This window comes from Nocardia sp. NPDC051321 (assembly GCF_044455225.1).
In the GTDB taxonomy this organism is placed as follows: Bacteria; Actinomycetota; Actinomycetes; order Mycobacteriales; family Mycobacteriaceae; genus Nocardia.
On record NZ_JBITEM010000004.1, the window covers coordinates 574,205 to 596,865 of the forward strand.

Annotated in this window: 23 protein-coding genes and 1 riboswitch; of the genes, 14 read left to right on the forward strand and 9 right to left on the reverse strand. The window is 68.5% G+C overall.

The features are described from left to right. Positions 1-72 precede the first annotated feature (72 nt). From ACIA8C_RS12330 to ACIA8C_RS12340, 3 genes are all read left to right on the forward strand, one after another. Complete coding sequence (locus ACIA8C_RS12330; protein ID WP_397133750.1) at positions 73-519, forward strand: hypothetical protein; 447 nt, start codon at positions 73-75, stop codon at positions 517-519. A gap of 63 nt (positions 520-582) precedes the next feature. After that, a riboswitch (SAM riboswitch) is annotated at positions 583-699 on the forward strand. 14 nt (positions 700-713) lie between these two features. Further along, entirely contained in the window at positions 714-1,130 is a 417-nt protein-coding gene (locus ACIA8C_RS12335) for a rhodanese-like domain-containing protein (RefSeq protein WP_396995459.1), read from the forward strand. A gap of 49 nt (positions 1,131-1,179) precedes the next feature. Next, on the forward strand, positions 1,180-2,394 hold the full coding sequence (locus ACIA8C_RS12340; RefSeq protein ID WP_397133752.1) for an O-succinylhomoserine sulfhydrylase: 1,215 nt from the start codon (positions 1,180-1,182) through the stop codon (positions 2,392-2,394). Between the two features lie 89 nt (positions 2,395-2,483). Here the strand turns inward: ACIA8C_RS12340 and fgd are convergent, their stop codons facing one another. Next, entirely contained in the window at positions 2,484-3,494 is a 1,011-nt protein-coding gene (fgd, locus tag ACIA8C_RS12345) for a glucose-6-phosphate dehydrogenase (coenzyme-F420) (RefSeq protein ID WP_397133754.1), read from the reverse strand. A gap of 368 nt (positions 3,495-3,862) precedes the next feature. Here fgd and ACIA8C_RS12350 point away from each other — a divergent pair, with 368 nt between their 5' ends. Beyond that, positions 3,863-4,621, forward strand: coding sequence for an HAD-IIA family hydrolase (locus ACIA8C_RS12350; protein WP_364726855.1), 759 nt, complete (start codon positions 3,863-3,865; stop codon positions 4,619-4,621). 27 nt (positions 4,622-4,648) lie between these two features. Here the strand turns inward: ACIA8C_RS12350 and ACIA8C_RS12355 are convergent, their stop codons facing one another. Both ACIA8C_RS12355 and ACIA8C_RS12360 read right to left on the reverse strand, forming a co-directional pair. Beyond that, on the reverse strand, positions 4,649-5,089 hold the full coding sequence (locus ACIA8C_RS12355; RefSeq protein WP_397133756.1) for a MarR family winged helix-turn-helix transcriptional regulator: 441 nt from the start codon (positions 5,087-5,089) through the stop codon (positions 4,649-4,651). Continuing rightward, a complete protein-coding gene (locus tag ACIA8C_RS12360; RefSeq protein ID WP_397133758.1) occupies positions 5,089-5,730 on the reverse strand; it encodes a type 1 glutamine amidotransferase family protein in 642 nt (213 codons plus the stop codon). Before ACIA8C_RS12360 ends, ACIA8C_RS12355 begins: the two co-directional genes overlap by 1 nt. Before the next feature lie 67 nt (positions 5,731-5,797). Here ACIA8C_RS12360 and ACIA8C_RS12365 point away from each other — a divergent pair, with 67 nt between their 5' ends. Further along, complete coding sequence (locus tag ACIA8C_RS12365; RefSeq protein ID WP_397133760.1) at positions 5,798-6,247, forward strand: RpiB/LacA/LacB family sugar-phosphate isomerase; 450 nt, start codon at positions 5,798-5,800, stop codon at positions 6,245-6,247. A 1-nt stretch (position 6,248) separates the two neighbouring features. On the opposite strand, the gene ACIA8C_RS12370 is transcribed toward ACIA8C_RS12365, so the two are convergent. Then, complete coding sequence (locus tag ACIA8C_RS12370) at positions 6,249-6,755, reverse strand: nitroreductase family deazaflavin-dependent oxidoreductase (RefSeq protein ID WP_397133762.1); 507 nt, start codon at positions 6,753-6,755, stop codon at positions 6,249-6,251. A gap of 216 nt (positions 6,756-6,971) precedes the next feature. On the opposite strand from ACIA8C_RS12370, the gene pta reads away from it, so the two are divergent. Continuing rightward, the gene (gene pta / locus ACIA8C_RS12375) at positions 6,972-9,044 is read left to right on the forward strand and encodes a phosphate acetyltransferase (RefSeq protein WP_397133764.1); all 2,073 of its coding nucleotides are present in this window, start codon (positions 6,972-6,974) and stop codon (positions 9,042-9,044) included. Between the two features lie 102 nt (positions 9,045-9,146). Next, positions 9,147-10,358 (forward strand): acetate kinase, encoded by a 1,212-nt coding sequence (locus tag ACIA8C_RS12380; RefSeq protein WP_397133766.1) that lies wholly within the window; start codon positions 9,147-9,149, stop codon positions 10,356-10,358. A 276-nt stretch (positions 10,359-10,634) separates the two neighbouring features. Here the strand turns inward: ACIA8C_RS12380 and ACIA8C_RS12385 are convergent, their stop codons facing one another. From ACIA8C_RS12385 to ACIA8C_RS12395, 3 genes are read right to left on the reverse strand one after another with little or no spacing between them, the layout of a single operon-like run. Further along, on the reverse strand, positions 10,635-12,974 hold the full coding sequence (locus ACIA8C_RS12385; protein WP_397133768.1) for a serine/threonine-protein kinase PknG: 2,340 nt from the start codon (positions 12,972-12,974) through the stop codon (positions 10,635-10,637). Then, positions 12,974-13,945 (reverse strand): glutamate ABC transporter substrate-binding protein, encoded by a 972-nt coding sequence (locus ACIA8C_RS12390; protein WP_397133770.1) that lies wholly within the window; start codon positions 13,943-13,945, stop codon positions 12,974-12,976. The genes ACIA8C_RS12385 and ACIA8C_RS12390 overlap by 1 nt, the downstream gene beginning before the upstream one ends. Then, a complete protein-coding gene (locus ACIA8C_RS12395) occupies positions 13,942-15,330 on the reverse strand; it encodes a hypothetical protein (protein WP_397133851.1) in 1,389 nt (462 codons plus the stop codon). Before ACIA8C_RS12395 ends, ACIA8C_RS12390 begins: the two co-directional genes overlap by 4 nt. A gap of 180 nt (positions 15,331-15,510) precedes the next feature. Between ACIA8C_RS12395 and ACIA8C_RS12400 the strand changes: the two genes are divergently transcribed. Further along, on the forward strand, positions 15,511-16,224 hold the full coding sequence (locus ACIA8C_RS12400; RefSeq protein WP_397133772.1) for an NUDIX hydrolase: 714 nt from the start codon (positions 15,511-15,513) through the stop codon (positions 16,222-16,224). Positions 16,225-16,272: 48 nt separating this feature from the next. Here ACIA8C_RS12400 and thiE read toward each other — a convergent pair whose 3' ends face one another. Continuing rightward, positions 16,273-16,971, reverse strand: coding sequence for a thiamine phosphate synthase (gene thiE, locus ACIA8C_RS12405; protein WP_397133774.1), 699 nt, complete (start codon positions 16,969-16,971; stop codon positions 16,273-16,275). An 89-nt stretch (positions 16,972-17,060) separates the two neighbouring features. On the opposite strand from thiE, the gene thiO reads away from it, so the two are divergent. The 6 genes from thiO to ACIA8C_RS12435 all read left to right on the forward strand — a co-directional run bounded on the left by thiO (position 17,061) and on the right by ACIA8C_RS12435 (position 22,323). Beyond that, positions 17,061-18,158 (forward strand): glycine oxidase ThiO, encoded by a 1,098-nt coding sequence (gene thiO / locus ACIA8C_RS12410; protein ID WP_397133776.1) that lies wholly within the window; start codon positions 17,061-17,063, stop codon positions 18,156-18,158. Then, positions 18,155-18,373, forward strand: coding sequence for a sulfur carrier protein ThiS (gene thiS / locus ACIA8C_RS12415; protein ID WP_357385011.1), 219 nt, complete (start codon positions 18,155-18,157; stop codon positions 18,371-18,373). The genes thiO and thiS overlap by 4 nt, the downstream gene beginning before the upstream one ends. Next, complete coding sequence (locus ACIA8C_RS12420) at positions 18,366-19,130, forward strand: thiazole synthase (protein WP_397133778.1); 765 nt, start codon at positions 18,366-18,368, stop codon at positions 19,128-19,130. The genes thiS and ACIA8C_RS12420 overlap by 8 nt, the downstream gene beginning before the upstream one ends. A 146-nt stretch (positions 19,131-19,276) precedes the next feature. Continuing rightward, entirely contained in the window at positions 19,277-20,221 is a 945-nt protein-coding gene (locus tag ACIA8C_RS12425) for an ABC transporter ATP-binding protein (protein ID WP_397133780.1), read from the forward strand. After that, a complete protein-coding gene (locus ACIA8C_RS12430; RefSeq protein ID WP_397133782.1) occupies positions 20,221-20,982 on the forward strand; it encodes an ABC transporter permease in 762 nt (253 codons plus the stop codon). The genes ACIA8C_RS12425 and ACIA8C_RS12430 overlap by 1 nt, the downstream gene beginning before the upstream one ends. Before the next feature lie 576 nt (positions 20,983-21,558). Next, positions 21,559-22,323 (forward strand): adenylate/guanylate cyclase domain-containing protein, encoded by a 765-nt coding sequence (locus ACIA8C_RS12435; RefSeq protein ID WP_397133853.1) that lies wholly within the window; start codon positions 21,559-21,561, stop codon positions 22,321-22,323. A gap of 1 nt (position 22,324) precedes the next feature. Here ACIA8C_RS12435 and ACIA8C_RS12440 read toward each other — a convergent pair whose 3' ends face one another. After that, positions 22,325-22,486, reverse strand: coding sequence for a hypothetical protein (locus tag ACIA8C_RS12440; protein WP_397133784.1), 162 nt, complete (start codon positions 22,484-22,486; stop codon positions 22,325-22,327). Positions 22,487-22,661: the final 175 nt, after the last annotated feature.

Here is a 22,661-nt window from a genome sequence, read left to right on the forward strand (position 1 = left end):
CCTTCGTCGCCTGCGGCGCGGCGGTGCGGGGGTGCGCGCCGGATAACGCCGCCGACCAGGGATCATCGTGGCATGAGCGATCAGCAGTCACCTGCGGAGGACGAAGTCATCAAGGTCGACCAGACCGACAAGCGTTCCGTGGCACCGTTCGTCGCCGCGGCTGTTGTCGCGGTGCTCGTGCTCGGCGCGATCGTGCTCGGCGGGGTGCTGTCGCCCGCTGAGAAAAATGTCACAGAATCGGACCGGATCACCGCCGCGGTGCGCAACTTCGTCGAGGGGTCTAACAACACCGACTTGGTGCCCCCACCAGGCGCTGGCTGCCAGGGCTTCGATCCGAAACGGTCCCCACTTGCCGGGCGGTCCGGCGGCGGAAAGACTGTGGAAATCACGAAACTCGATGATCCGCAGGTCGACGGCGATCGGGCGAAGGCGACGGTCACCACCAAGGTCGACGGCGATGAGCAGACTTCCACCTGGAACCTGACCAGATCCGGCGACAAATGGCTGGTCTGTAATTGAGCATTCTCATACCGTGAGCAGCCATTTGACAGGGTGACCCCAGTCCAGGCAATCTCAGCAGAAGGTCATGAGAACCAGTGTCAAGCCCCGGCAATACTGGTCGGCAACCCTCCTCCGCGGTGGGGTGCTCCGGGTGACGACCTGGCCGCGCGTCAAACCCGAGCGCGGCAAGTGCGGATTCTAGGAGGGTCCAAATGAGTTATGCCGGTGACATCACCCCGCAGCAGGCTTGGGATCTGTTGCGAGACAACCCCGAAGCCGTCTTGGTCGACGTGCGTACCGAGGCCGAATGGAAGTTTGTCGGCGTGCCCGACACCAGTTCGATCGAGCGCCCGACGGTGCTGATCGAGTGGGTCGACTCGACCGGCACGCGCAACGGCGAGTTCACCGAGCAGCTGGTCACGGCGCTCGACGGGCACAATCCCGAAGCCCCGGTGATCTTCCTCTGCCGCTCGGGGCAGCGCTCCATCGGCGCGGCGATCGCCTCGACGCAGGCCGGGTTCGGCACCTCGTACAACGTGCTCGAGGGTTTCGAAGGACCGGTCGACGCCGACGGACATCGCGGCGGAACCGGCTGGCGTGCCCTCGGCTTGCCCTGGCGGCAGTCATGAGCACGTGCTGTAGGTCCGCGTTTGTGGGGTGCGGCGCAGGGAGGCAGTCGTGATTACCGGTGGTGCGTTCGACAAGCCGCTGCCCGATGGCGTCGGCCCCGCGACCCTCGGGGTGCGCGGCGGGTTGCGCCGCTCCGGTTTCGAGGAAACCTCCGAGGCGCTCTACCTGACCTCGGGCTTCGTCTACGAGAGCGCGGAGGCCGCCGAGGCCGCGTTCACCGGCGACGTGGAGCATTTCGTCTACTCCCGCTACGGCAACCCGACGGTGGCCATGTTCGAGGAGCGGATGCGGCTGCTCGACGGCGCCGAGGCGTGCTTCGCGACCGCGAGCGGAATGTCCGCGGTATTCACCGCTTTGGGTGCGCTGCTCGGGGCCGGTGATCGGCTTGTCGCCGCGCGCAGCCTATTCGGGTCCTGCTTCGTGGTGTGCAACGAGATCCTGCCGCGCTGGGGCATCGAGACCGTCTTCGTCGACGGCGAGGATCTCGAGCAGTGGGAGCAGGCGTTGTCCGTGCCCACCGAGGCGGTGTTCTTCGAAACCCCGGCCAATCCCATGCAGACCCTCGTCGACGTGCGCCGGGTCACCGAGCTCGCGCACGCCGCGGGCGCGAAGGTGGTGCTGGACAACGTCTTTGCCACCCCGCTGCTGCAGCGCGGCTTCGAACTCGGCGCCGACGTGGTCGTCTACTCCGGCACCAAGCACATCGACGGCCAGGGCCGGGTGCTCGGCGGCGCCATCCTCGGCGCGAAGGACTACATCGACGGCCCGGTGAAAACCCTGATGCGCCATACCGGTCCGGCCCTGAGCCCGTTCAACGCGTGGACCCTGCTAAAGGGTTTGGAGACAATGCCGCTGCGCGTGCGTCATTCGACCGAATCGGCGTTGCGTATCGCCCGCTTCCTGGAGGCCGACAAGTCGGTCAGCTGGGTGAAATACCCGTTCCTGCAATCACATCCGCAGCACGACCTGGCCACCAGCCAGATGAGCGCAGGCGGCACCGTGGTCACCTTCGAACTGAACGCTCCCGCGCACGAGGCGAAGAAGCGCGCCTTCGAAGTCCTCAACCGCCTGCGCATCATCGACATCTCCAACAACCTCGGCGACGCCAAATCCCTGATCACCCACCCCGCCACCACAACCCACCGCGCGATGGGCCCCGAAGGCCGGGCCACCATCGGCCTCTCCGACGGCGTCCTCCGCATCTCCACCGGCCTAGAGGACGTCGAAGACCTCCTAGCCGACCTCGACCACGCCCTCAGCTAGCGGATTTTCCACACAGATCACAGCAGGTCGACGCCCACACGTCGCACAGGCAGCTCAGTCCCTGTGCGACGTGTGGATGGTCTGTGGGGTCAGGCCAGGGCGCGGAGGCGGGGGGCCAGGTCGCGTTGGAAGAGGTCGAGGAAGCGGCGTTGGTCGTGGCCGGGAGCGTGGAAGACCAGGTGGTTGAGGCCGGCGTCCAGGTAGGGCTTGATGAGGTCGACGGTTTGGTCGGGGTCGCTGGCGACGATCCAGCGTTTGGCGATCTGTTCGATCGGCAGGGCGTCGGCGGCGGCTTCCATTTCGATGGGGTCGGTGATGCTGTGCTTTTGTTCGGGGGTGAGGCTCAGGGGGGCCCAGAAGCGGGTGTTCTCCTGTGCCAGTTCGGGATCGGTGTCGTAGGAGATCTTGATCTCGATCATCCGGTCGATGTCGTCGACGGTGCGGCCTGCCTTGGCGGCGCCCTCGGCGACGGCGGGCATCAGCTTCTCGGTGTAGAGGTCCATGCCCTTGCCAGAGGTGCAGATGAAGCCGTCTCCGGCGCGGCCCGCGTAGCGCGCGACCAGCGGTCCGCCCGCGGCGACGTATACCGGGATGCCGCCCTTGGGCACGTCGTAGATGGACGCGCCGACGGTGTTGTAGTACTCACCGGCGAAGTCGACGCGGTCGCCGGTCCACAGCGCGCGCATCAGCTCGATCGCCTCGCGCAGCCGCGCGAAACGCTCCTTGAACTCGGGCCATTCGCCCTTGTATCCGGTGGCGATCTCGTTGAGCGCCTCGCCGGTGCCAACGCCGAGCATGACCCGGTCGGGGTACAGACAACCCATGGTGGCGAACGCCTGCGCGATCACGGCCGGGTTGTAGCGGAAGGTGGGCGTGAGCACCGAGGTGCCGAGCTGGATCCGCTTCGTGCGCTCACCGACCGCCGCCATCCAGGCCAGCGAGAACGGCGCGTGCCCGCCCTTGTGCCGCCACGGCTGGAAGTGGTCGCTCACCGTGGCGCTGTCGAGGCCGTGTTCCTCGGCGAGCACCGCGATCTCCACCAGTTCGCGCGGCCCGAACTGTTCCGCCGACGCCTTGTATCCGAGTTTTAGCTCACCCATGTGCGCCACTCCTGTCGCTTCGCTGCACACCTGTGGTGCGGGCATTCCCGCACACCGTTGTCGGCCGCAGGCACGCCGCGGTCACGTCTTGCTGCAACCGCCGCGAGCCCGCGGACGTTCCCGCGCTCGGCGATCGCACACGCACTGCCCGACGCGCGTCCTATGGCCGTCTTCGACCATAGTCAGCGGCACCCGAAGGTGTGCGAAGGGTCGCATCGCGTCGGACTTACCCCGGGAACGTGTCCGGTAGGCGTACCTCCGCATTCGCTCCGGCCATGCGCGGTCTGCGGACGGACTCCGTCCGGCTGTGTCTCTAGTGGGACAATTGTCTGGTGACTGATGAACCGATCCTGTCCTATCTGACCGACATGGACGGTGTGCTGGTGCACGAGGACCAACTGGTGCCCGGCGCCGACGAGTTCCTCGCCGAGCTGCGCGCCAACGAGACCCCGTTCCTGGTGCTCACCAACAACTCCATCCGCACCCCGCGCGACCTGCAGGCCAGGCTGCGCCACACCGGACTCGACATTCCGGAGGAAGCGATCTGGACCTCCGCGCTGGCCACCGCCACCTTCCTGGACGAGCAGCGGCCCAACGGAACCGCCTATGTGGTCGGCGAATCCGGTCTCACCACGGCATTGCACGAGATCGGCTATGTGCTCACCGACAGCAACCCGGACTACGTGGTGCTCGGCGAGACCCGCAACTATTCCTTCGAGGCGATCACCACCGCGATCCGCCTGATCGAGAAGGGCGCGAGTTTCATCGCGACCAATCCCGACCCGACCGGCCCGTCCCGCGACGGCTCGCTGCCCGCGACCGGCTCGGTTGCCGCGCTGATCACCCGCGCTACCGGGCGCGATCCGTATTACATCGGCAAGCCCAACCCGCTGATGATGCGTTCGGCGTTGCGCCGGATCGGCGCGCACTCGCAGTCGACGGTGATGATCGGTGATCGGATGGACACCGACGTCATCTCCGGGTTGGAGGCGGGCATGCGCACCATCCTGGTCACCACCGGCATCTCCACCCGTGCGTCGGTCGAGGCGTATCCCTACCGGCCGACGATGGTGCTCGACTCCGTCGCCGATCTGGTCGGGCGGACCAAAGAGCCGTTCGCAGGCTGAGGCACCGCGAAATCCCTCAGCCGTTGATCACTCGGTGATCGCGTCCAGTGCCGTCGATAGCGCGGTGAGGGCGTCGACGGTCGCGGCGAACCGCTCGTAGCCGAGCTCGTCCAGCAAACGTTTGGCGACGACCGCGTGTTGCGGATTGATCCGCCGCACCGCCGCGAGCCCCGCGTCCGTCACCGCGACGAGTTTCGCGCGCCGGTGCGCGGGGTTCGTCCGATATTCGGCAAGCCCCTTGTCTACCAACAGGTCTGCGATGCGTTGCACGCTTTGCCGGGTGATCCCCATGTCCCTGGCGATGCCCGCCACTGGCAGCGGTTCGGTCAGCACCGCGCCGAGCACCTGCCACCAGGCGGCGGTGAGACCGGCAGGGCGGGCCAGTTCCTCGGCGATCGCGAGGAACTGGCCGTTCAATCGGAATGACGTGATGGCCGCCGTGGCGAACAGCTCCTGCTCGTTCCGCATCAGACGTGCGCGCCGGATCGCCGCGCTTCGTACTCGGCGAGCACGGCCCAGCCCGCCGGATCGGAGTGCCCGTACAGCCGGTACCAGCCGTCGAGCACATGCGGCTCGTAGACGCCGAGCCGGCCAAGCGCTTCGCGGGCGAATTCGAACGGCGAGGTGCCGCTCGCCGTGATCAGATCGCCATCCGTCGTGGCCGGCTCCTCGACGTAGTTGTCGGCGCCCGCGTATCCGCTGTAGAGCAAGAACTCTCGGACATTGCTCGTGTGCTTGCGGGTATCGAGCAGGCCTTCCTTGGCCAGCCCGAGCGTCGCGCCGCAGATCGCCGCGACCGGCACGCCCGCGTCGAGGAACTCCCGCGCCTTGGCGGCGAACGGCATGAGCTCGTCACCCTCCCACGTGTCCGCACCGGCCAGGATCAGCATCGAGCTCTCGGCGGGCGTGAGATCGGCCAGTGCCAGCTCCGGCACGATGCGCATGCCGCCGAGCGTGGTGATCGGATCTGTGGTCAGCCCAACCGTTTTCGTTTGCCAGGTGCCCGGCTCTCGCTGCCAGGTGGTCCGGTTGATGTGCGCGGTAAGTGCCCCGATCTCCCAGTCGGCGAAGGTGTTGTAGATGGCAACGTGAACTGTTCTCGTGATCATGACAGCATCCTGTCATGTTTGACAGCATGCTGTCAATGGTGTGGATATGCGGAATTAAGCTGGGGGTATGCGGATCTCGGTAGCTGCGGACGAACGCGTCGGAGTGGCACAGGAGCTGATCGAGGAGCTCGCCCGGCGCGGACACGAGACGCTTCCACATGGCGCGCTCGCGGAGTCCGAACGAGACGACTGGGCCTGGGCAAGCGAAGCGGCGGCCCGCGATGTCGCCCAGGGCCGCGCCGACCAGGGCATCGTGTGCTGCTGGACCGGAACCGGCGCCTCGATCGCCGCCAACAAGGTCGCGGGCATCCGCGCGGCCCTCTGCGGCGATGCCGCGACGGCGCAGGGCGCGCGGCAGTGGAACGACGCGAATGTCCTTGCGCTGAGCCTACGTTCGACCTCCAGCGCGGAACTCCAGGAAATCCTCGACGCCTGGTTCATCGGCGCCGCGAGCACCGAGCCCGACGATCGAGCCAATGTCGCGCACCTGTCGGCGATCGAGCGCGCCGAGCGGTGAGTTACGTCCGGTGCAGCGCGAAGATGCGCAGGTCGCGGGTCGTGCGGTTCTTGTACGCGGCGTAGGCGCCGGTGATCTCGACGAAGCGGGCGAAGATGGCGTCTTTGGCGTCGGCCTCGACCGGGGTCGCCTGGACCGGGAGGCGGTGGCCCGCGATGGCGACCGTGGCGGCGGGGTTGGCCAGCAGGTTCGCCGTCCACGCCGGGTGGCGTTCCTGGCCGAAGTTGCTGCCGATCACATACAGCACGTCGCCGTCGTGCACGTAGAGCAGCGGCTGGGTGCGCGGCTGGCCGGACTTGCGGCCGATGGTGGTCAGCAGGATCACCGGAGCGCCGATCGGACCGAGCACGGTGTACTTGGCGTCGGTCCGCTCGAGCAGCGCGCGATCGAGCGGGGTGATCTTGCGGATGAACCACGAACCGGGCTTGGTCGCCGCGAACTTGTTTGCTAGTCGCGACAGTGCGTTGGTGCGTGAACCCCACTGCCGGTCCGGAAACTGCTCAGCCATGCCCGGACTATATCGGTGGTGAGATGTACTTGTCTTTGGCCAACTTATAGCGTGCGGACATTGGTAACTCGTCGGGGACGGGCTCACTCATTCACCCTGGTCACCGCCGGTCGCCGACGCCGCCGGGGTCGCGCCTGAGTCTGGCCTGAATACGCGGAGAGGCGGGGGAGCCTCGCTTGGAGCTTTGATAGCGGCTCGTTCACTAAGCTTTCGGCCATGGCCGATCATGCTCCGTCCACCGTCTATATCGCCTCGCCCGAAGGCGACACCGGGAAGTCGACGGTGGCCCTCGGCGTGCTGCAGATGTTGTGCGCGACCACCGCACGGGTCGGGGTGTTCCGGCCGATCACCAGGTCGACCACCGAACCCGACTACATCCTCGAGCTGCTGCTCGAACACAGCACCGCCGACATCGACTACGCGCAGGCCACCGGCGTCACCTACGAGCAGGTGCACGCCGACCCGGACGCCGCGATCAGCGAGATCGTGATGCGTTTCCACGAGGTCGCGAAGGTGTGCGACGCGGTGGTGGTGGTCGGCAGCGATTACACCGATGTCGCCAGCCCCAGCGAGCTCCGCTTCAACGCCAGGATCGCGGTGAACCTCGGCGCCCCCGTGTTGCTGGTGGTGCGCGGCTCGGGCCGCACCCCCGTCGAGGTGAAGCACCTGGCCGAGCTGTGCCAGAGCGAACTGGTCCTCGAACACGCCCAGCTGGTCGCGATCATCGCCAACCGCTGCGACCCGGACCACATCGATGACGTCGCCGCCACGCTGCGCGCCTCCGCCGTGCCCACCTGGACGCTGCCCGAGGTGCCGCTGCTGATCGCGCCGACCATGGCCGAGCTCTGTGGCGCCATCGATGGCGAAATGTACAGCGGCGACCAGGAATTGCTGCAGCGCGAGGCGCTGAAGATCATGGTCGGCGGCATGACGGCCGAACACATTCTGGAGCGGCTGGTCGACGGCGTCGTGGTCATCGCGCCGGGCGACCGCTCCGACGTGCTGCTCAGCGTCGTGAACGCGCATGAGGCGGAAGGCTTTCCGTCGCTGTCCGGCATCATCATGAACGGCGGCATGCTGCCCCATCCTGCGGTGGCGCGGCTGATGTCGGGCCTCAAGCCCAAGCTGCCGATCCTCACCACCGAGCTCGGCACCTACGACACCGCGAGCGCCGCCTACCGCACCCGCGGCCGGATGTCGGCCGGTAGCCCGCGCAAGGTCGACACCGCGCTGGCGCTGATGGAGGAGCATGTCGACGCCGCGGAGTTGTTGCGGCGCATCGAGGTTCCGCTCACCAGCGTCGTGACGCCGCAGATGTTCGAGTACCAGCTCATCGAGCGCGCGCGGGGCGACCGCAAGCGCATCGTGCTGCCCGAGGGCGATGACGACCGCATCTTGCGCGCGGCGGGCCGGGTGCTGCAGCGCAAGATCGCCGACCTGGTGATCCTCGGCGACGAGCAGTCGGTCCGCGCCCGCGCCGCCGAACTCGGCGTCGATATCTCCGCCGCGGCGGTGCTCGATCCTCGAACCTCCGGGCACCTGGACGATTTCGCCAAGGAATACACCGAGATGCGTAAGCACAAGGGGATGACCCTCGAGCGGGCCCGCGAAACCATGGCCGACATCTCGTATTTCGGCACCATGATGGTCTATCGGGGCATTGCCGACGGCATGGTCTCCGGCGCCGCGCACACCACCGCGCACACCATCCGGCCGTCGTTCGAGATCATCAAGACGGTGCCCGGCGTATCGACCGTGTCCAGCGTGTTCCTCATGTGCCTCGCCGACCGGGTGCTCGCCTACGGTGACTGCGCGGTGGTCCCCGACCCGACCTCGGAGCAGCTGGCCGATATCGCGATCTCCTCGGCGGCGACGGCGGCCAGGTTCGGCGTCGAGCCGCGGATCGCCATGCTGTCCTACTCGACCGGCGAATCCGGCAGCGGCGCCGACGTGGACAAGGTGCGGGTGGCGACCAAGCTGGTCCGCGAGCGCGCGCCGCACTTGCCGGTGGAGGGACCGATCCAGTACGACGCGGCGATCGAGCCGACCGTGGCGACCACCAAACTGCCCGATTCCGAAGTAGCGGGCAAGGCAACAGTTTTCGTGTTTCCCGATCTCAATACCGGCAACAACACCTACAAGGCGGTGCAGCGCAGCGCGGGCGCGATCGCCATCGGCCCGGTGCTGCAGGGTCTGCGCAAACCGGTCAACGATCTGTCCCGTGGCGCGCTGGTCGCCGACATCGTCAATACCGTGGCGATCACGGCGATTCAGGCGCAAGGTGAGTGACGGGTGTCTGTCCGGACACAGCAGGCTCCGGACGCGGAACAGGCGATCCGCGCGCGTGGTTGCTGAGGGAGTGCGGGAACACCGCCGAACACGGGAGGCGTGATGACCGAAGCTGTCGATGACCTGGTGCTGGTGATCAATTCCGGCTCGTCGTCCATCAAGTACCAGCTGCTGAATCCGGAGTCGGGCGCCGTGACCGCGTCCGGCATGGTCGACCGGATCGGCGAGGGCAACGCCGGGATCGAGCATCAGGCCGACGGACAGACCACCGAGCGGCGCGGTGCGGTCGCCGATCACCCGGCTGGGTTGCGGCTGATCTTCGACATGTTCGCCGAGACGGGGCACGATCTGGCGCAGGCCGGGGTGCGCGCGGTCGGCCATCGCGTGGTGCACGGCGGTGAGGTGTTCTATCAGCCGACGCTGATCGATGACGCGGTCGTCGCGGCGATCGGCGAGCTGTCTTCGCTTGCCCCCCTGCATAATCCGGCGAACGTCGCGGGGATCGAAAGCGCGCGCGAGTTGTTGCCGCAGGTGCCGCAGGTGGCCGTGTTCGACACCGCGTTCTTCCACGGTCTGCCCGACGCCGCCAAGACCTACGCCATCGATGCGAAAGTCGCTGCTGCGCATGGAATTCGGAAGTACGGCTTTCACGGCACGTCACACGAGTACGTGTCCGGCCAGGTCGCCGAGTTCCTCGGCCGCGATCCGGCGGGGCTGAATCAGATTGTCTTCCACCTGGGTAACGGCGCCTCGGCCTCCGCGATCCGCGGCGGCCACCCGATCGACACCACCATGGGCCTGACCCCGTTGGAGGGCTTGGTGATGGGCACCAGATCCGGCGACATCGACCCCGGCATCATCGCGCACCTGATGCGCTCGGCCCACCTCGACATCGACCAGATCGACACGTTGTTGAACCGGGATTCCGGCATCAAGGGCCTCTCCGGCGTCAACGACTTCCGCGAACTGCAGCGCCTCATCGGCAACGGAGACAGCGCGGCGCAACTCGCCTATGACGTCTACATCCACCGCCTGCGCCGCTACCTCGGCGCCTACCTGATCGACCTCGGCGGCGTCGATGCCATCACCTTCACGGCGGGCGTCGGCGAGAACAGCCCCCAGGTCAGGGCCGACGCCCTCGCCGACCTGTCCCGCTTCGGCATCGAGGTCGACGCCACCGCAAACACCGCGAAATCCCGTACCGCCCGGCGCATTTCCCCGCCCGGCGCACCGGTGGCCGTACTGGTCGTCCCCACGAATGAAGAGCTGGCCATCGCCCGCGCCGCCCACCGCGTCGCGACAGCGTCGGCCTGACGTCGCGCGCCGACGCCGGCACCCGGTCGGGCCTGACCACTCGGAGGAGCGGGTAGTCAGGCCGACCGGGTCGGATCTGCCGCGAGCACCGGCGCACCGAGATGTGCCCGGTCGCCGCATGTTTCAGGCACGCACCCGGAGGGCAGTCCGGGTGCGTGCGCCGGGACCGGCGAGGGCACAGTCACGGTGTCATGCGGCGCGGGTCTCGGTATGCCGCGCGAACTCGATCCGAGGTCGATGCTGCCGAACCGATCATGAGGATTCCGTGAGCGGCTTTTATACCCAGGTCTTGGCGCGAATCGAGTTGGCAAGGTCGACAAGGGCATAGCGATGGTTGCGGCCGGGCGCGCTGCGGGCCAGCGCGCGTAGTCCCGCTTCGGTGCCCTCGCGGAGGCAGCGTTCGGTGAACGGTGCCCCGAACAGCGTTGCGTCCGAACGTTTCGGGGTGTTGCCCGCTTGCAACCAGGCCAGCGCGGCACCGAGTACCAGGACGCGCATCTGCACCGTTCGTCCCTCGCCGGTCGGCAGGCTCGACACCCGGGACGCGGAGATGTGCAGGGTCGATTCTTCGAGCTCGGCCACCGGAGCGGCGGTGAGCAGCAGCAGCACCGCGGTCATCCGCGCGGTGGTGAAATGCCGTGACGCGGCGGGCACTTCGTCGAGGGCGTGCACCGCGTCCACCACTCGATCGACCGCGGCCAGCTGCCTGGCCAGTCCGAAGGCGGCGCTCACCACCGCGCGATCGGTGCGCCAGACGGTATCGTAGAACTTCTCCGCGTAGGCCCGCCACTGTTCCGGGTCGGGCGAATCCCAATGCTGCAGTACGAGTTCCGCGGTCGCGGCCAGCGCCAGCTTGGGCCCGATCTCGCCGGGCAGCACCTGCAGCACGCCGTCGAAGCTGGCGAAGGCCTTCTCGTACTCCACGTCGAGCAGTTGTGCCAGGCCGCGATACCAGCTGACGCGCCAATCGTTTTCGGGCAACCGGGTGAGTAAATGCAGCACCGAGGCCGACTCGCCGAGGTCGAGGCGGACCCGTGCCTCGGCCAGCCGGAGCTCCAGATCCAAGGTCTCCGGGGCATTGCCGGGGTCGTTCTGGGCTCGCTCCTTGGCCGCCCGCAGGGCTTCCAGCGACTCCTCGGGCTCGGCATGCACCGTCGTGGCCAGCAGCGGTGCCGACGGGTCCGCCGAGTCGAGCAGCGGAATGGGCAGTGCGGCAACCACATCGCGCGCGACGAGCTGCTTGCTGCGGGCCCGGCCGTCGGCGTACGCGTCGGTCTGGCTGATCAGTTCCTCGGTGCCGAAGCTGGTCCGCTGCGGGCTGAACACCGTCGACAACTGCGGATGCTCGGTGGCGGTCTCCAGCGCGAGAATCTCCCGCAGCACGCCGGACAGCTGCGCGGACATGGCTCGGGCGGACGGGAATCGGCGTTCCGGGTCCGGGTCGGTCGCGCACAGCAGCAGGCGGTAAAAGAACTCGTAGCGTGCCAGCACGGGATGTTCGGCGGGATCGGGGATGCCGTCGAGATAGCGGCCCTGCTCCATCGGCATCTCGAGGGTGAGTACGGCAAGGGTGCGCCCGACGGTGTAGATGTCGGATGCGACGGTCGGCCCGGTCTTGGCAATCTCGGGCGCCTGAAATCCCCTGGTGCCGTACAGGTTTCCATACGACTCGATGGTGGCGACGGCACCGAGATCGATCAGCTTCACCTGATCCTCGGTGACCATGATGTTGTCCGGCTTGAGATCGTTGTAGGTCAGCCCGATCGAGTGCAGGTATTCCAGCGCGGGCAGGATCTCCAGCATGTAGGCGATCGCCTCGGCGACCGGCATCCGATACGGACGCTGGTAGGAATTGAGGATTTCGCGCAGCGACCGGCCGCCGACGTATTCCATGACGATGTAGCCGATCGGCGCGCCGTCCTGATCGGTGTGCTCGACGAAGTTGTGGATCTTGACGATGCTGGCATGCGCCACCTCGGCCAGGAATTGGCGCTCGGCGACGGCGACGGCCTGCGCCTCGGCGTCACCGGTGTGCAGCAGGCCCTTGAGCACCACCCAGCGATCGCTGACATTCCGGTCGATCGCCAGATAGATCCAGCCGAGCCCGCCGTGCGCGATACAGCCCTGCACCTCGTACTGACCGGATACCACATCGCCCTCGTGCAGCGACGGCCGGAAATCGTAAGGGGCGCCGCAGGTATCGCAGGTGCCCGTGGTCACCGCGGGCCGGATCGCACTCGCCCGGCCGACCGGATTGCCGCACCGCCAGCAGAACCGTTTGCCTTCGGAGACAACGGGATCGGTCAGTACAGCGGCCCGTGGATCGGCGGGCTCGACCGTCGGGATCGGCACAAGTCCGCCACCGAGCTTGCGCACCGTCGGCCGGGACCGGGCCGTACGCACGCTCCGGCCGGAGGTCCGCATCGTCGCCGCCGAATCCGGTTCGGAGTCGGTTCGCCAAGCGCCGATGATGGTTTCGGCCGAGGCCTTCTGGCTCGGGGTCGCCCGCGTGCCCCTGGCCAGCTCCGTATGGACCGGCTCGGGAACCTGGTCGGCCGCTGTCGAAGGGGCGGCGGCTTTGTCTGCGTCGGGGGTGGCGTCGTCCGCTGTGTTCATCAGTCCGCGTAATTCGGTGCGGGCGGGCCGGGGGAGGGTCCGAGGACGGTAAGCCATTGGTTGTAGATGCGATCCCAGGTGCCGTCGTGGCGAATCCGCTCCAGGGTGCCGTTCACGAAGCGCACCAGATCGTCGTCGCCCTTGGGGATGCCGATGCCGTAGGGCTCGACGCTGATGCTGTCGCCGACCACCTGGGTGTACGGGTCCTGTGCGGCCAGCCCGGCCAGGATGGAGTCGTCGGTGCTGGCGGCGTCGACCTGGCGCTGCTGCAACACGACCAGGCAGTCGGCCCAGGTCGGCACGGTCAAGATGGTGGCGGCGGGCTGATCGTGGCGCATGTGGTCCAGCGAGGTGGTGCCGCGCACGATGCACACCCGCTTGCCCGCGAGATCGCCGATGCCGTTGATCCCGGAGTTCTTCATCGCGAGCACCCGCTGGTTGGAGCGGTAGTACACGGTGGAGAACGTGACCTTCTGGCGCCGTTCACAATTGATCGTCATGGTCTTCGCGACGAGGTCCACGTCGCGGTTCTGCAGCGCGCGTTCCCGGTCGGCCGAACCGAGGGTGCGATATTCGATCAGGTCCGGGCTGCCGAGCAGATCGCGGGCGATCTCCCTGGCGATATCGGCGTCGAAGCCGACGATGGCGCCGGAGGTCGGGTCGCGGAAGCTGAACAGGTTGCTGCCCGCGTCCAGCCCGACCACCAGACGGCCGCGCGCCCGGATCGCATCGATGGTCGGCCCGCTCGCCGCGCCGGTCGGGCGCAGGCTCGCCGTCGGATCGCCGCACTGCGCGGCGACCGCCGTCGGCTTCGGCGAATCCGTCAGCACGGGAATGACTTTCGCGGGTAACGGCGGTTCGGTGTACTTGGCCGCGCTGGTCGGCTGCGGCAGCGCCGACTCACTGGCGCAGCCGCCGACCAGCGCGACCGTGGCGAGCGCGACGGCGATCATGCCGTGCCCGGTTCTCATCGGTACTCCCGCAGTCGGGGCCACAGGCCGAGCCCGACACAGGCCGCCGCGGCGATGCCGAGTACCAGGGCGCCGGGGCCCATGAAGTCGAGCACGCGTGCCGCCCGGGAAATGTTGTCGCGCAGGGTATCTCGTGTCTTGTCGATGCCTTGCTCCAGTGCCTTGTCCAGTGCGTCCACCTGGGCCGCGACGTCCGCGGCGCCCGGTCCGGTCGCCACCGTCGCCGCGCCGTTGAAGTCGCCGCGCGCCAGCGTGTCGTTCATCCGCTGGTGGGCGACCCGCCAACGGCCAAGTGCCGGAATGGCATTGCGCACGTCCTCGGCGGCGGGTGCGGAGCTCGGGTAGCCGCCGAGTAGGTCGGCGAGGCGGGCGATGTTCGCGTCATAGGTCCGGTCGTAGTCGCCGGTCGCGTCCCGGCTGACCAGCTTCAGCGTCTCCGCGGAACGCGCCTGCTGCGCCAAGATCCGGCTCTCGGTGAGCCGCGACGCGGGCACCGCGCCGTCGTCGCGACCGTGGATCATCGAGGTGGCCGACACCGCGCCCGCGATCACGGTCCAGGTCAACAGGATAAGCACCGCCGCCGAGGCGAGCAGCAGCCCGGGGTTGAGCACCCGGCGCCACCGCTTTGCCAGGTCGAACTGCGCCCACACCAGCGCGATCAGCGCCAGAATCACCAGCGCGATGGCGGTCCACGGCGGCCGGACGTGGTTGCGCTGCGCCTCGGTCACCGCCGCCTGGCGCCGGTTCTGCAGTTCCTCGGCCATCGGCAGCACGGTGGTCTGCATCTGATTGGACGCTTCGCTCAAATAGGCGGCGCCCACCGGATATCCGCTGCGGTTGTTCGCGCGTGCCGTCTCCACCACCCCGGTGTACACCGGCAAGCTGGTGGAGATGCCGGTGCGCAACTGGGTATCGGTGTTGTCGGTCCGGTTGGGCACGGTGCCCGTGGCCCGCCCCGTCTCCGCCACCAGTTCCGCGGCGGCCTCGCCGATCGCCTGGCTGTAGCGATCGCGCACCGCCTGCGGTTCCAGCCCACCCGAGATGAACGCGGTGCTCGCCGCGGCGTCCGCGATGGACAGCGACGTGTACAGCCGATGCGCGGAGTAGGCGTCCGGCTCGGTGTCGTCGAGCAGCACATTCAGCGTCTGCTGCCGGTCGCCCACCGTCGCGCCGGTCACCCAGCCCGCGGTCACGCAGACGGTGATGAGCAGCAGCCCGATCGCGATCAGCCGGCCAGGCGAGGAACTGGCGAACAAGCGCATCCTGGCCGGGTCGAACTGCTCACGCATGAACGCGACCCGCAGCGCGCCTGGACTGTCCCGCGCGGCGAGCTCGGGGGTGGGCGAGGGCCGAAGTATCGTCGTCGCCTGCTCGATTCGAGCCATATCCACCTCCCCAGTCTGGGCCGCATTCGCGGATTTCTCGACGGACCGACCGGATCAACGGTCACCCCGTGTCTGCTGTTGCGGAGTTTATTGTGGTCGTAGCGGTGCCGTCGCGTGTGAAATACCCCTGCTTGGCAGCTGGGCGGTGCGATGTGGCCGCGGAATGAGGATGGGTGCGAGATGCGTGGTGACGGTGACGGGTGGTCGCGCGACCCCGATGGCATGCGTCGGTGGGGCCGCTTCGGCGCCGCCGGACTGCTGCTGCGCGCCCCGCTCGCCGGCGGCGGATCGGCGGTGCTGATGCAGCATCGCGCGCCGTGGAGCCACCAGGGCGGCACCTGGGCCCTGCCCGGCGGCGCCCGCGACAGCCACGAGACCCCCGTGCACGCCGCGGTGCGCGAGGCGTGGGAGGAGGCGGGCATCGATCCCGCCGACGTCCTGGTGCGCGGCGAGCGGGTGACCGCGGCCGCGCCGAGCGGCTGGACCTACACCACCGTGATCGCCGACGCCGTGATGACGCTGCCGACCAGCCGGAACCGGGAGAGTTCCGAGCTCGCCTGGATTCCGGAGGCCGAGGTCGACGCGCGGCTGCTGCATCCGGGCTTCGCCGCTTCCTGGCCCGCCTTGCGCGCCGCGCCCGCCCGGGTCTGCCCCGACGAACTCGCGGCGGACCGCGCCGTCGCCGCCGCATTGCCGCGCACTGTCGATCTCGCCGATCAAGGCTTCTTCTGGCTCCATTCCGATCCCGACGGTCCTGGCGGCTACGCACGGATCATCGATCCGGCAAGCCGAGATCAGCCGGTCAACGCCGCGCCACCCGTCGATCCGACGCCGACGAGCACCGAGCCCGCCGACCCGGTGGTCTCGCTCACCCGCGGCCAAGTCCTCTCCTGACCTCATTACCCGCACCGCCCCGCGGTGAATCAGGTCTGCTCGCACCGGCTACGAGTTGGCGAGTAGCGCCGTCTTGAGTTGCCGGGCAGCGGCTTCCGGGTCGCGCGCCTCGGTGATCGCGCGCACCACGACGATGCGGTTCGCGCCCGCCGCGAGCACGTCCGGCAGGTTGTCCGCGTCGATCCCGCCGATCGCGAACCAGGCCCTGGTCGGGTGCGCGTCGGAGGTGGAGCGGACCAGTTCGATGCCCGCCGCCTGCCGGCCCGGCTTGGTCGGGGTCGCGTACACCGGGCCGGTGCAGAAGTAGTCGATATGTTCGTCGATCGCGGCGAGTCCGGCCTGCGCGCGATTGTGCGTGGATCGCCCGATCACCACGTCTTGGCCGAGGATGCGCCGCGCGTACCAGGGCGGCAGGTCGCCCTGCCCGAGATGCAGCACATCGGCGCCCGCGGCCAGCGCGATATCGGCGCGGTCGTTCACCGCGACGAGCCCGCCGTGCCTGCGTGCCGCCGACTTCAGCTCGGCGAGGGCGCCGAGTTCGGCGCGCGCCTCGAGCGGGCCGAACTTCGCCTCACCGGGCGAACCCTTGTCCCTGAGCTGGATGATGTCGACCCCGCCCGCGAAGGCCGCCTCGGCGAACTTGGCCAGATCACCCTTGTCTCGCCTGGCGTCGGTACAGAGATAGAGCCGAGCGGTTGCCAAGCGCTCCCGGGGCGATGCGGGTCGAGCGGGGTGGGAGGGATGCACGCCATCGACCGTAGCCGCGCTACCGTGGGGAAGCGAAACGGCGGCGCCCGCGAACGCCGCCTATCAGACATAGAGGCAGGTGGAAACGGATGCGGACGCTGGCCGTCGTAGGTGGTGGCGTCATCGGGCTCGGCGTGGCCTGGCGGGCCGCCGAGGCGGGCTGGTCGGTCACCCTGTTCGACCCCGCCGTCGGATCCGGCGCCTCGTGGGTGGCGGGCGGCATGCTCGCTCCGTTGTCCGAGGGCTGGCCTGGCGAGGACCGGGTGCTCGAATTCGGCGCGGCCGCGCTGGCCCGCTGGCCGGAATTCGCCGCCGATATCGCTGCCGCCACCGGCGTATCGGTCTTCGTGGCCGACGCCACCTTGACGGTCGCGTTGGATGCCGCCGACGCGGCCGACCTGCGCACGGTCGCCGAATGGGTCGGTGGCCGCGGCCACGAACTGCGGGTGCTGGATCGCGCGGGCGTGCGCGCGCTGGAGCCGAACCTCGCGCGCACCGTCCGAGCCGGGCTGCACGCGCCCGCCGAGCCCGCGATCGACAATCGTCGCCTGCTCGCCGCCCTGCGCACGGGCGCGACAGCGGCAGGCGTGCAGATTCGCGCCGAATCCGTCGATGCCCTGGACGCGCTCCCGCACGATCAGATCGTGCTCGCCGCGGGCGCCGCCTCGGCCCGACTGTGGCCCGGGTTGCCGGTCCGTCCGATCAAGGGTGAGATTCTGCGCCTGCGCCACCGCCCCGGCGTCACTCCCGCACCGAGCCGGGTCGTCCGGGCCAGGGTGCACGGCCGGGCCATGTACCTGGTCCCGCGTGCCGACGGAATCGTGGTCGGCGCAACACAATACGAGGCGGGTTTCGACACCGCGGTGACCGTCGCCGGTGTCCGTGACCTGATCGCCGACGCCGAGGCGATATTTCCCGGCATCGGCGAATACGAGCTGGCCGAGGCGGGCGCGGGTTCGCGACCCGGCACCCCGGACAACCTGCCGTTGCTCGGCAGGCTGAGCGACCGGGTCATCGCGGCCACCGGCAACGGCCGCAACGGCATGCTGACCATGCCGCTCACCGTGGCCGCGGTGCTCGCCCAGCTGGCCGGAGCGCCGTTGCCCGAGGCGGAACCCGCCGACCCGCAACGCTTTTCGACGACGCACCCGTCGTCGCATTTGTCATCCGCAGGAGGAGTTCGATGACTTCGACATCCGTACCCATCGGCGTCACCGTGAACGGCACAGATCACGAGTTCGCTGAAACCCTCACCGTCCGAGAGCTGCTCGGCCGCCTCGAACTGCCGACGCAGGGCATCGCGCTCGCGGTGGACGGCGCGGTGTTCCCCAAGTCCCGCTGGGGTGAGCCGGTCGGTCGCGGCTGGCAGATCGAGGTGCTCACGGCGGTGCAAGGTGGCTGAGGTCGACGCGCCGCTGCGGATCGCGGACCGCGAGTTCGGTTCTCGCCTCATCATGGGCACCGGCGGCGCGGACAACCTCGCCGTGCTGGAGGAGGCGCTCATCGCCTCGGGCACCGAACTCACCACCGTCGCCATGCGCCGGGTGGACGCCGCGGGCGGCACCGGCGTGCTGGATCTGTTGAAGCGCTTGAACATCACGCCGCTGCCCAACACGGCGGGCTGTCGCACCGCGGCCGAGGCGGTGCTCACCGCGCAACTGGCCCGCGAGGCGCTCGACACCAACTGGGTCAAGCTCGAGGTGGTCGCCGACGACCGCACCCTGCTGCCCGACCCGATCGAATTGGTCACCGCCGCAGAGCAACTCGTCGACGACGGTTTCGTGGTACTGCCCTACACCACCGACGACCCGATCCTCGCGCGCAGGCTGGCGGACGCGGGCTGCGTCGCGGTGATGCCGCTCGGTTCCCCGATCGGCACCGGCCTCGGCATCAGCAACCCGCACAACATCGAGATGATCGTCGCCGAGGCCAAGGTCCCGGTAATCCTCGACGCGGGCATCGGCACCGCAAGCGACGCCGCCCTAGCCATGGAACTCGGCTGCTCCGCCGTCCTGCTGGCCACCGCGGTAACGCGAGCCCGTCAACCGGAATTGATGGCCGAAGCCATGGCCGCCGCGGTCCGCGCCGGCTACCTGGCCCGCCAAGCAGGCCGCATCCCCAAGCGATTCTGGGCCCAGGCTTCCTCGCCCGGGCGCTGACCAGGCCATCTGCTGGAGATCGCCAGCTCAGGGGTAGGTCAGGGTGGCCGTAGCGGATAGTCAGGGTCCCCGTCATCCTCGAGGATGATCGGACACGACACTTAGTAGTGACGCGGATGGCGGGGTTTTCGGGCAGGCTGGTCACCATGATCGAGCTGAGAGGGCTGACCAAGCACTACGGGCAGACGGTCGCCGTCCAGGATCTATCCTTCACCGTTCGACCCGGACAGGTGACGGGGTTCCTGGGCCCGAACGGAGCCGGTAAGTCGACGACGATGCGAATGATCCTGGGGCTGGACAAGCCAACCGCGGGTACCGCACTCATCCAGGGCAAGCCATACCGCGAATTGGACCATCCGCTGCGCACGGTCGGTGCGCTGCTCGACGCCAAGTGGGTGCATCCGAATCGTTCGGCGCGCGCCCACCTCGAGTGGATGGCCGCCTCCAACGACATCGCCAAGTCCCGGGTGGAGGAGGTGCTCCGACTGGTCGGCCTGTCCGAGGTGGCTGGCAAGACCGCGGGCGGTTTCTCCCTCGGCATGTCCCAGCGCCTCGGCCTGGCCGGTGCGCTGCTCGGTGACCCGCAGGTGCTGCTGTTCGACGAGCCGGTCAACGGGCTCGACCCGGAGGGCATCCTTTGGATCCGCCGGTTCATGCAGCGACTGGCCACCGAGGGCCGCACCGTGCTGGTGTCCAGCCACCTGCTCTCCGAGATGGCGCAGACCGCAGAGCACCTCGTGGTGATCGGTCGCGGCCAGCTCATCTCCGATACCACCACCCAGGAATTCATCGAGCGCGCCTCCGAACAATCGGTGCGCGTGCGCAGCCCGCAGCTCGACCAGTTGCGCAGCGTGCTCACCTCGAACGGCATGACCGTACGCGAGGACGGCACCGGCACCGACGGTCCCGCGCTCGTGGTGGCCGGCGTGCCGAGTGACGCGGTCGGCAAGCTGGCCGGCGCGAACGAGATCACGCTGTTCGAGCTTGCGCCGCAACGGGCTTCGCTGGAAGAGGCGTTCATGCGGATGACCGGCGGCGCCGTGCAGTACCACGGTGAAGGCTTTGAACAGGCGATGGGAGGTGCGCTCTGATGGGCGTGCTGGCAGCAGAACGAATCAAGCTCACCTCGACCAGGTCGCCCTGGTGGTGCTCGGCCATCGTGGTCGCGCTCGGCCTCGGGCTTGCCGCGTTGTTCGCACTGGTCACCAAGTCGGCGGGGGACAAACCGGCCGAGGGGACCCCGGCGCTTGACGTGAGCACCGCGACGACAGGCGTCGTCGGCTTCGGCGTGATGGTCCTGATGATCATGGCGGCATTGACGGTGACCAGCGAATACCGCTTCGGCGTCATCCGGACGACCTTCCAGGCGGTGCCCAATCGCAGCAAGGTGCTGATCACCAAGACGGTGCTCGTCGGCGTCTTCAGCGCCGTGTTCACCACCATCCTCGCCTTCCTCGCCATCGGGGTCGCCAAGGCGATCGGCGGTTCCGCCCCCGCGGCGAACCTGACCTTGGACGGGCAATGGCGGGCCGTCTACGGCATCCCGATCTACGCGTTCCTGATGATCGCGGTGGCCATCGGTGTCGGTGTGCTCGTCCGGCAGTCCGCGGCCGCGATCTCGCTGATCGTGTTGTGGTCCTTGCTGATCGAGCCGCTGCTCGGCGCGTTCGGCAGCTTCGGCCGCAACGTGGCACCGTTCCTGCCCTTCCAGAACGCGAGCCACTTCCTCACCGTCTCGGAGTCCGGTGCCAACTGGCACTGGGGACCATGGGGCAGCCTGCTCTACTTCCTCGCCTTTACCGCGATCGTCTACGGCGCCGCACTGGTCATGATCAACCAGCGCGACGCGTAGCGACTCCAGCCGACCCGAGTTGCCTTCCCTCGCCACTCGGGTTTGGGGCGCCGACCTTGTCGGGAGGTTCGCGCGCCCCGTCACCGCACCGCCACTGCCCGGCGGACGGTGTGACCATCGGCCCGGCGTGATCCCCTTCACGCCGGGCCGATGGCGTTATCAGGGCAGGCTCGGAATGCGCGCCCTCGGGTCGGCGCGAGGCCGCATTATTGCTGGTAAACGGTCCATGTGAACATCACGGAAACTGTGAAACACGTCGCTTCAGCGGGGTGGACTTCGCGAGTACAGTTCGACTCAGCAACCAGCTCGTTATCCATCGGCGGCCCCAATGTTGTGCCCGCTCCGTCCGTCGGGAGGTAGCAGGTGGCGATGATCAGTGATCCGCCGACGACAGGTCGGCTGAGATACCCTCTGGGCGTGAGCGAAACACCTTCCGGCGGTGCTGCGCCCGGGTCGGAGCCGGAGGACGAAAACGGCCGCCAGCCCGAGGTCGTGATTCCGCTGGTACCCGCGGACGAGGGCGGTCCCATCCGCCGTCCCGGGGTCGGCCTGCGCAAGGGCCAGCTTTCCGCGTTGATGAACGCGGCGAACAACCGGACCGACTTCATCGGCGTGCTCCGCAAGGCGCGTGAGCAGCTGCCAGGTGATCCCTCCTTCGGTGACCCGCTCTCGGTGACCGGTCCCGGCGGTGCCCGTGCCGTCGCGCGGGCAGCGGACAAGCTGGTCGGTGACACTCCGAGCGCGGCTCGGGAAATCGGCTTCGGCGCGCTCCAGGTCTGGCAGGCGATGCTGGAACGGGTCGGCCGCGGCAAAGGTAACGCGGAAGTAACTGTGATGTTCACCGACCTGGTGGCCTTCTCCAGCTGGTCGCTGTCCGCGGGCGACGAGGCGACCCTGGAGTTGCTGCGCCGGGTCGCGAAGGCCATCGAGCCGCCGATCGCCGAGCGCGGCGGTCAGGTGGTCAAGCGGATGGGCGACGGCGTGATGGCCGTGTTCCCGTCGGCCGAGCGGGCCGTGCGCGCCGCTATCAACGCCAAGCGCAACCTGGCCGAGGTGAAGGTGCGCGACTACCGCCCGCAGATGCGGATCGGCCTGCACACCGGCTCGCCGCGCGAGATCGGCGGCGACTGGCTCGGCGTCGACGTCACGATCGCGGCCAGGGTGATGGAGGCGGGCGGCAACGGCAACACCATGCTGTCCGAGGCGACGCTGCAGTCGCTGCGGCCTGAGACCCTCGCCGAGCTCGGCCACGCGGTGAAGCCGTACCGCCGCAGCTTCTTCGCCGCGCCGCTGAGCGGGGTCCCCGAGGACCTGCGCATCTTCAAGCTGTCCGAGCTCTGAGTCAGGCGCCGATCCACCAGGCGACGGCCCCCGCGATGGCGAGCGCGGCAAGGACCGCAAGCACGATCGCGAAGGTGCGCGCGGTTTTCCACGTCGAGTAGACGCCGCCGAGCAGGAAACCGGCAAGCGCGAGCAGGATGATCACAGTGACGTCGGTGGACACTGAATCTATTTTGCAGCGCCTGCGGCGCCGCGTGTTCGCGGCCCCCGAAGTCTCGCGTCCGAGCGGCCGAGACTAGCGCCCGGGGCGCCAGGGCGTCGGGCCCCAGGGCCCGGGGCCGGCCGCGCACCGCGCGCGCCAAAAAAGCGGCGGGGGGGTGTGGAGCGCGTTAAAAAAC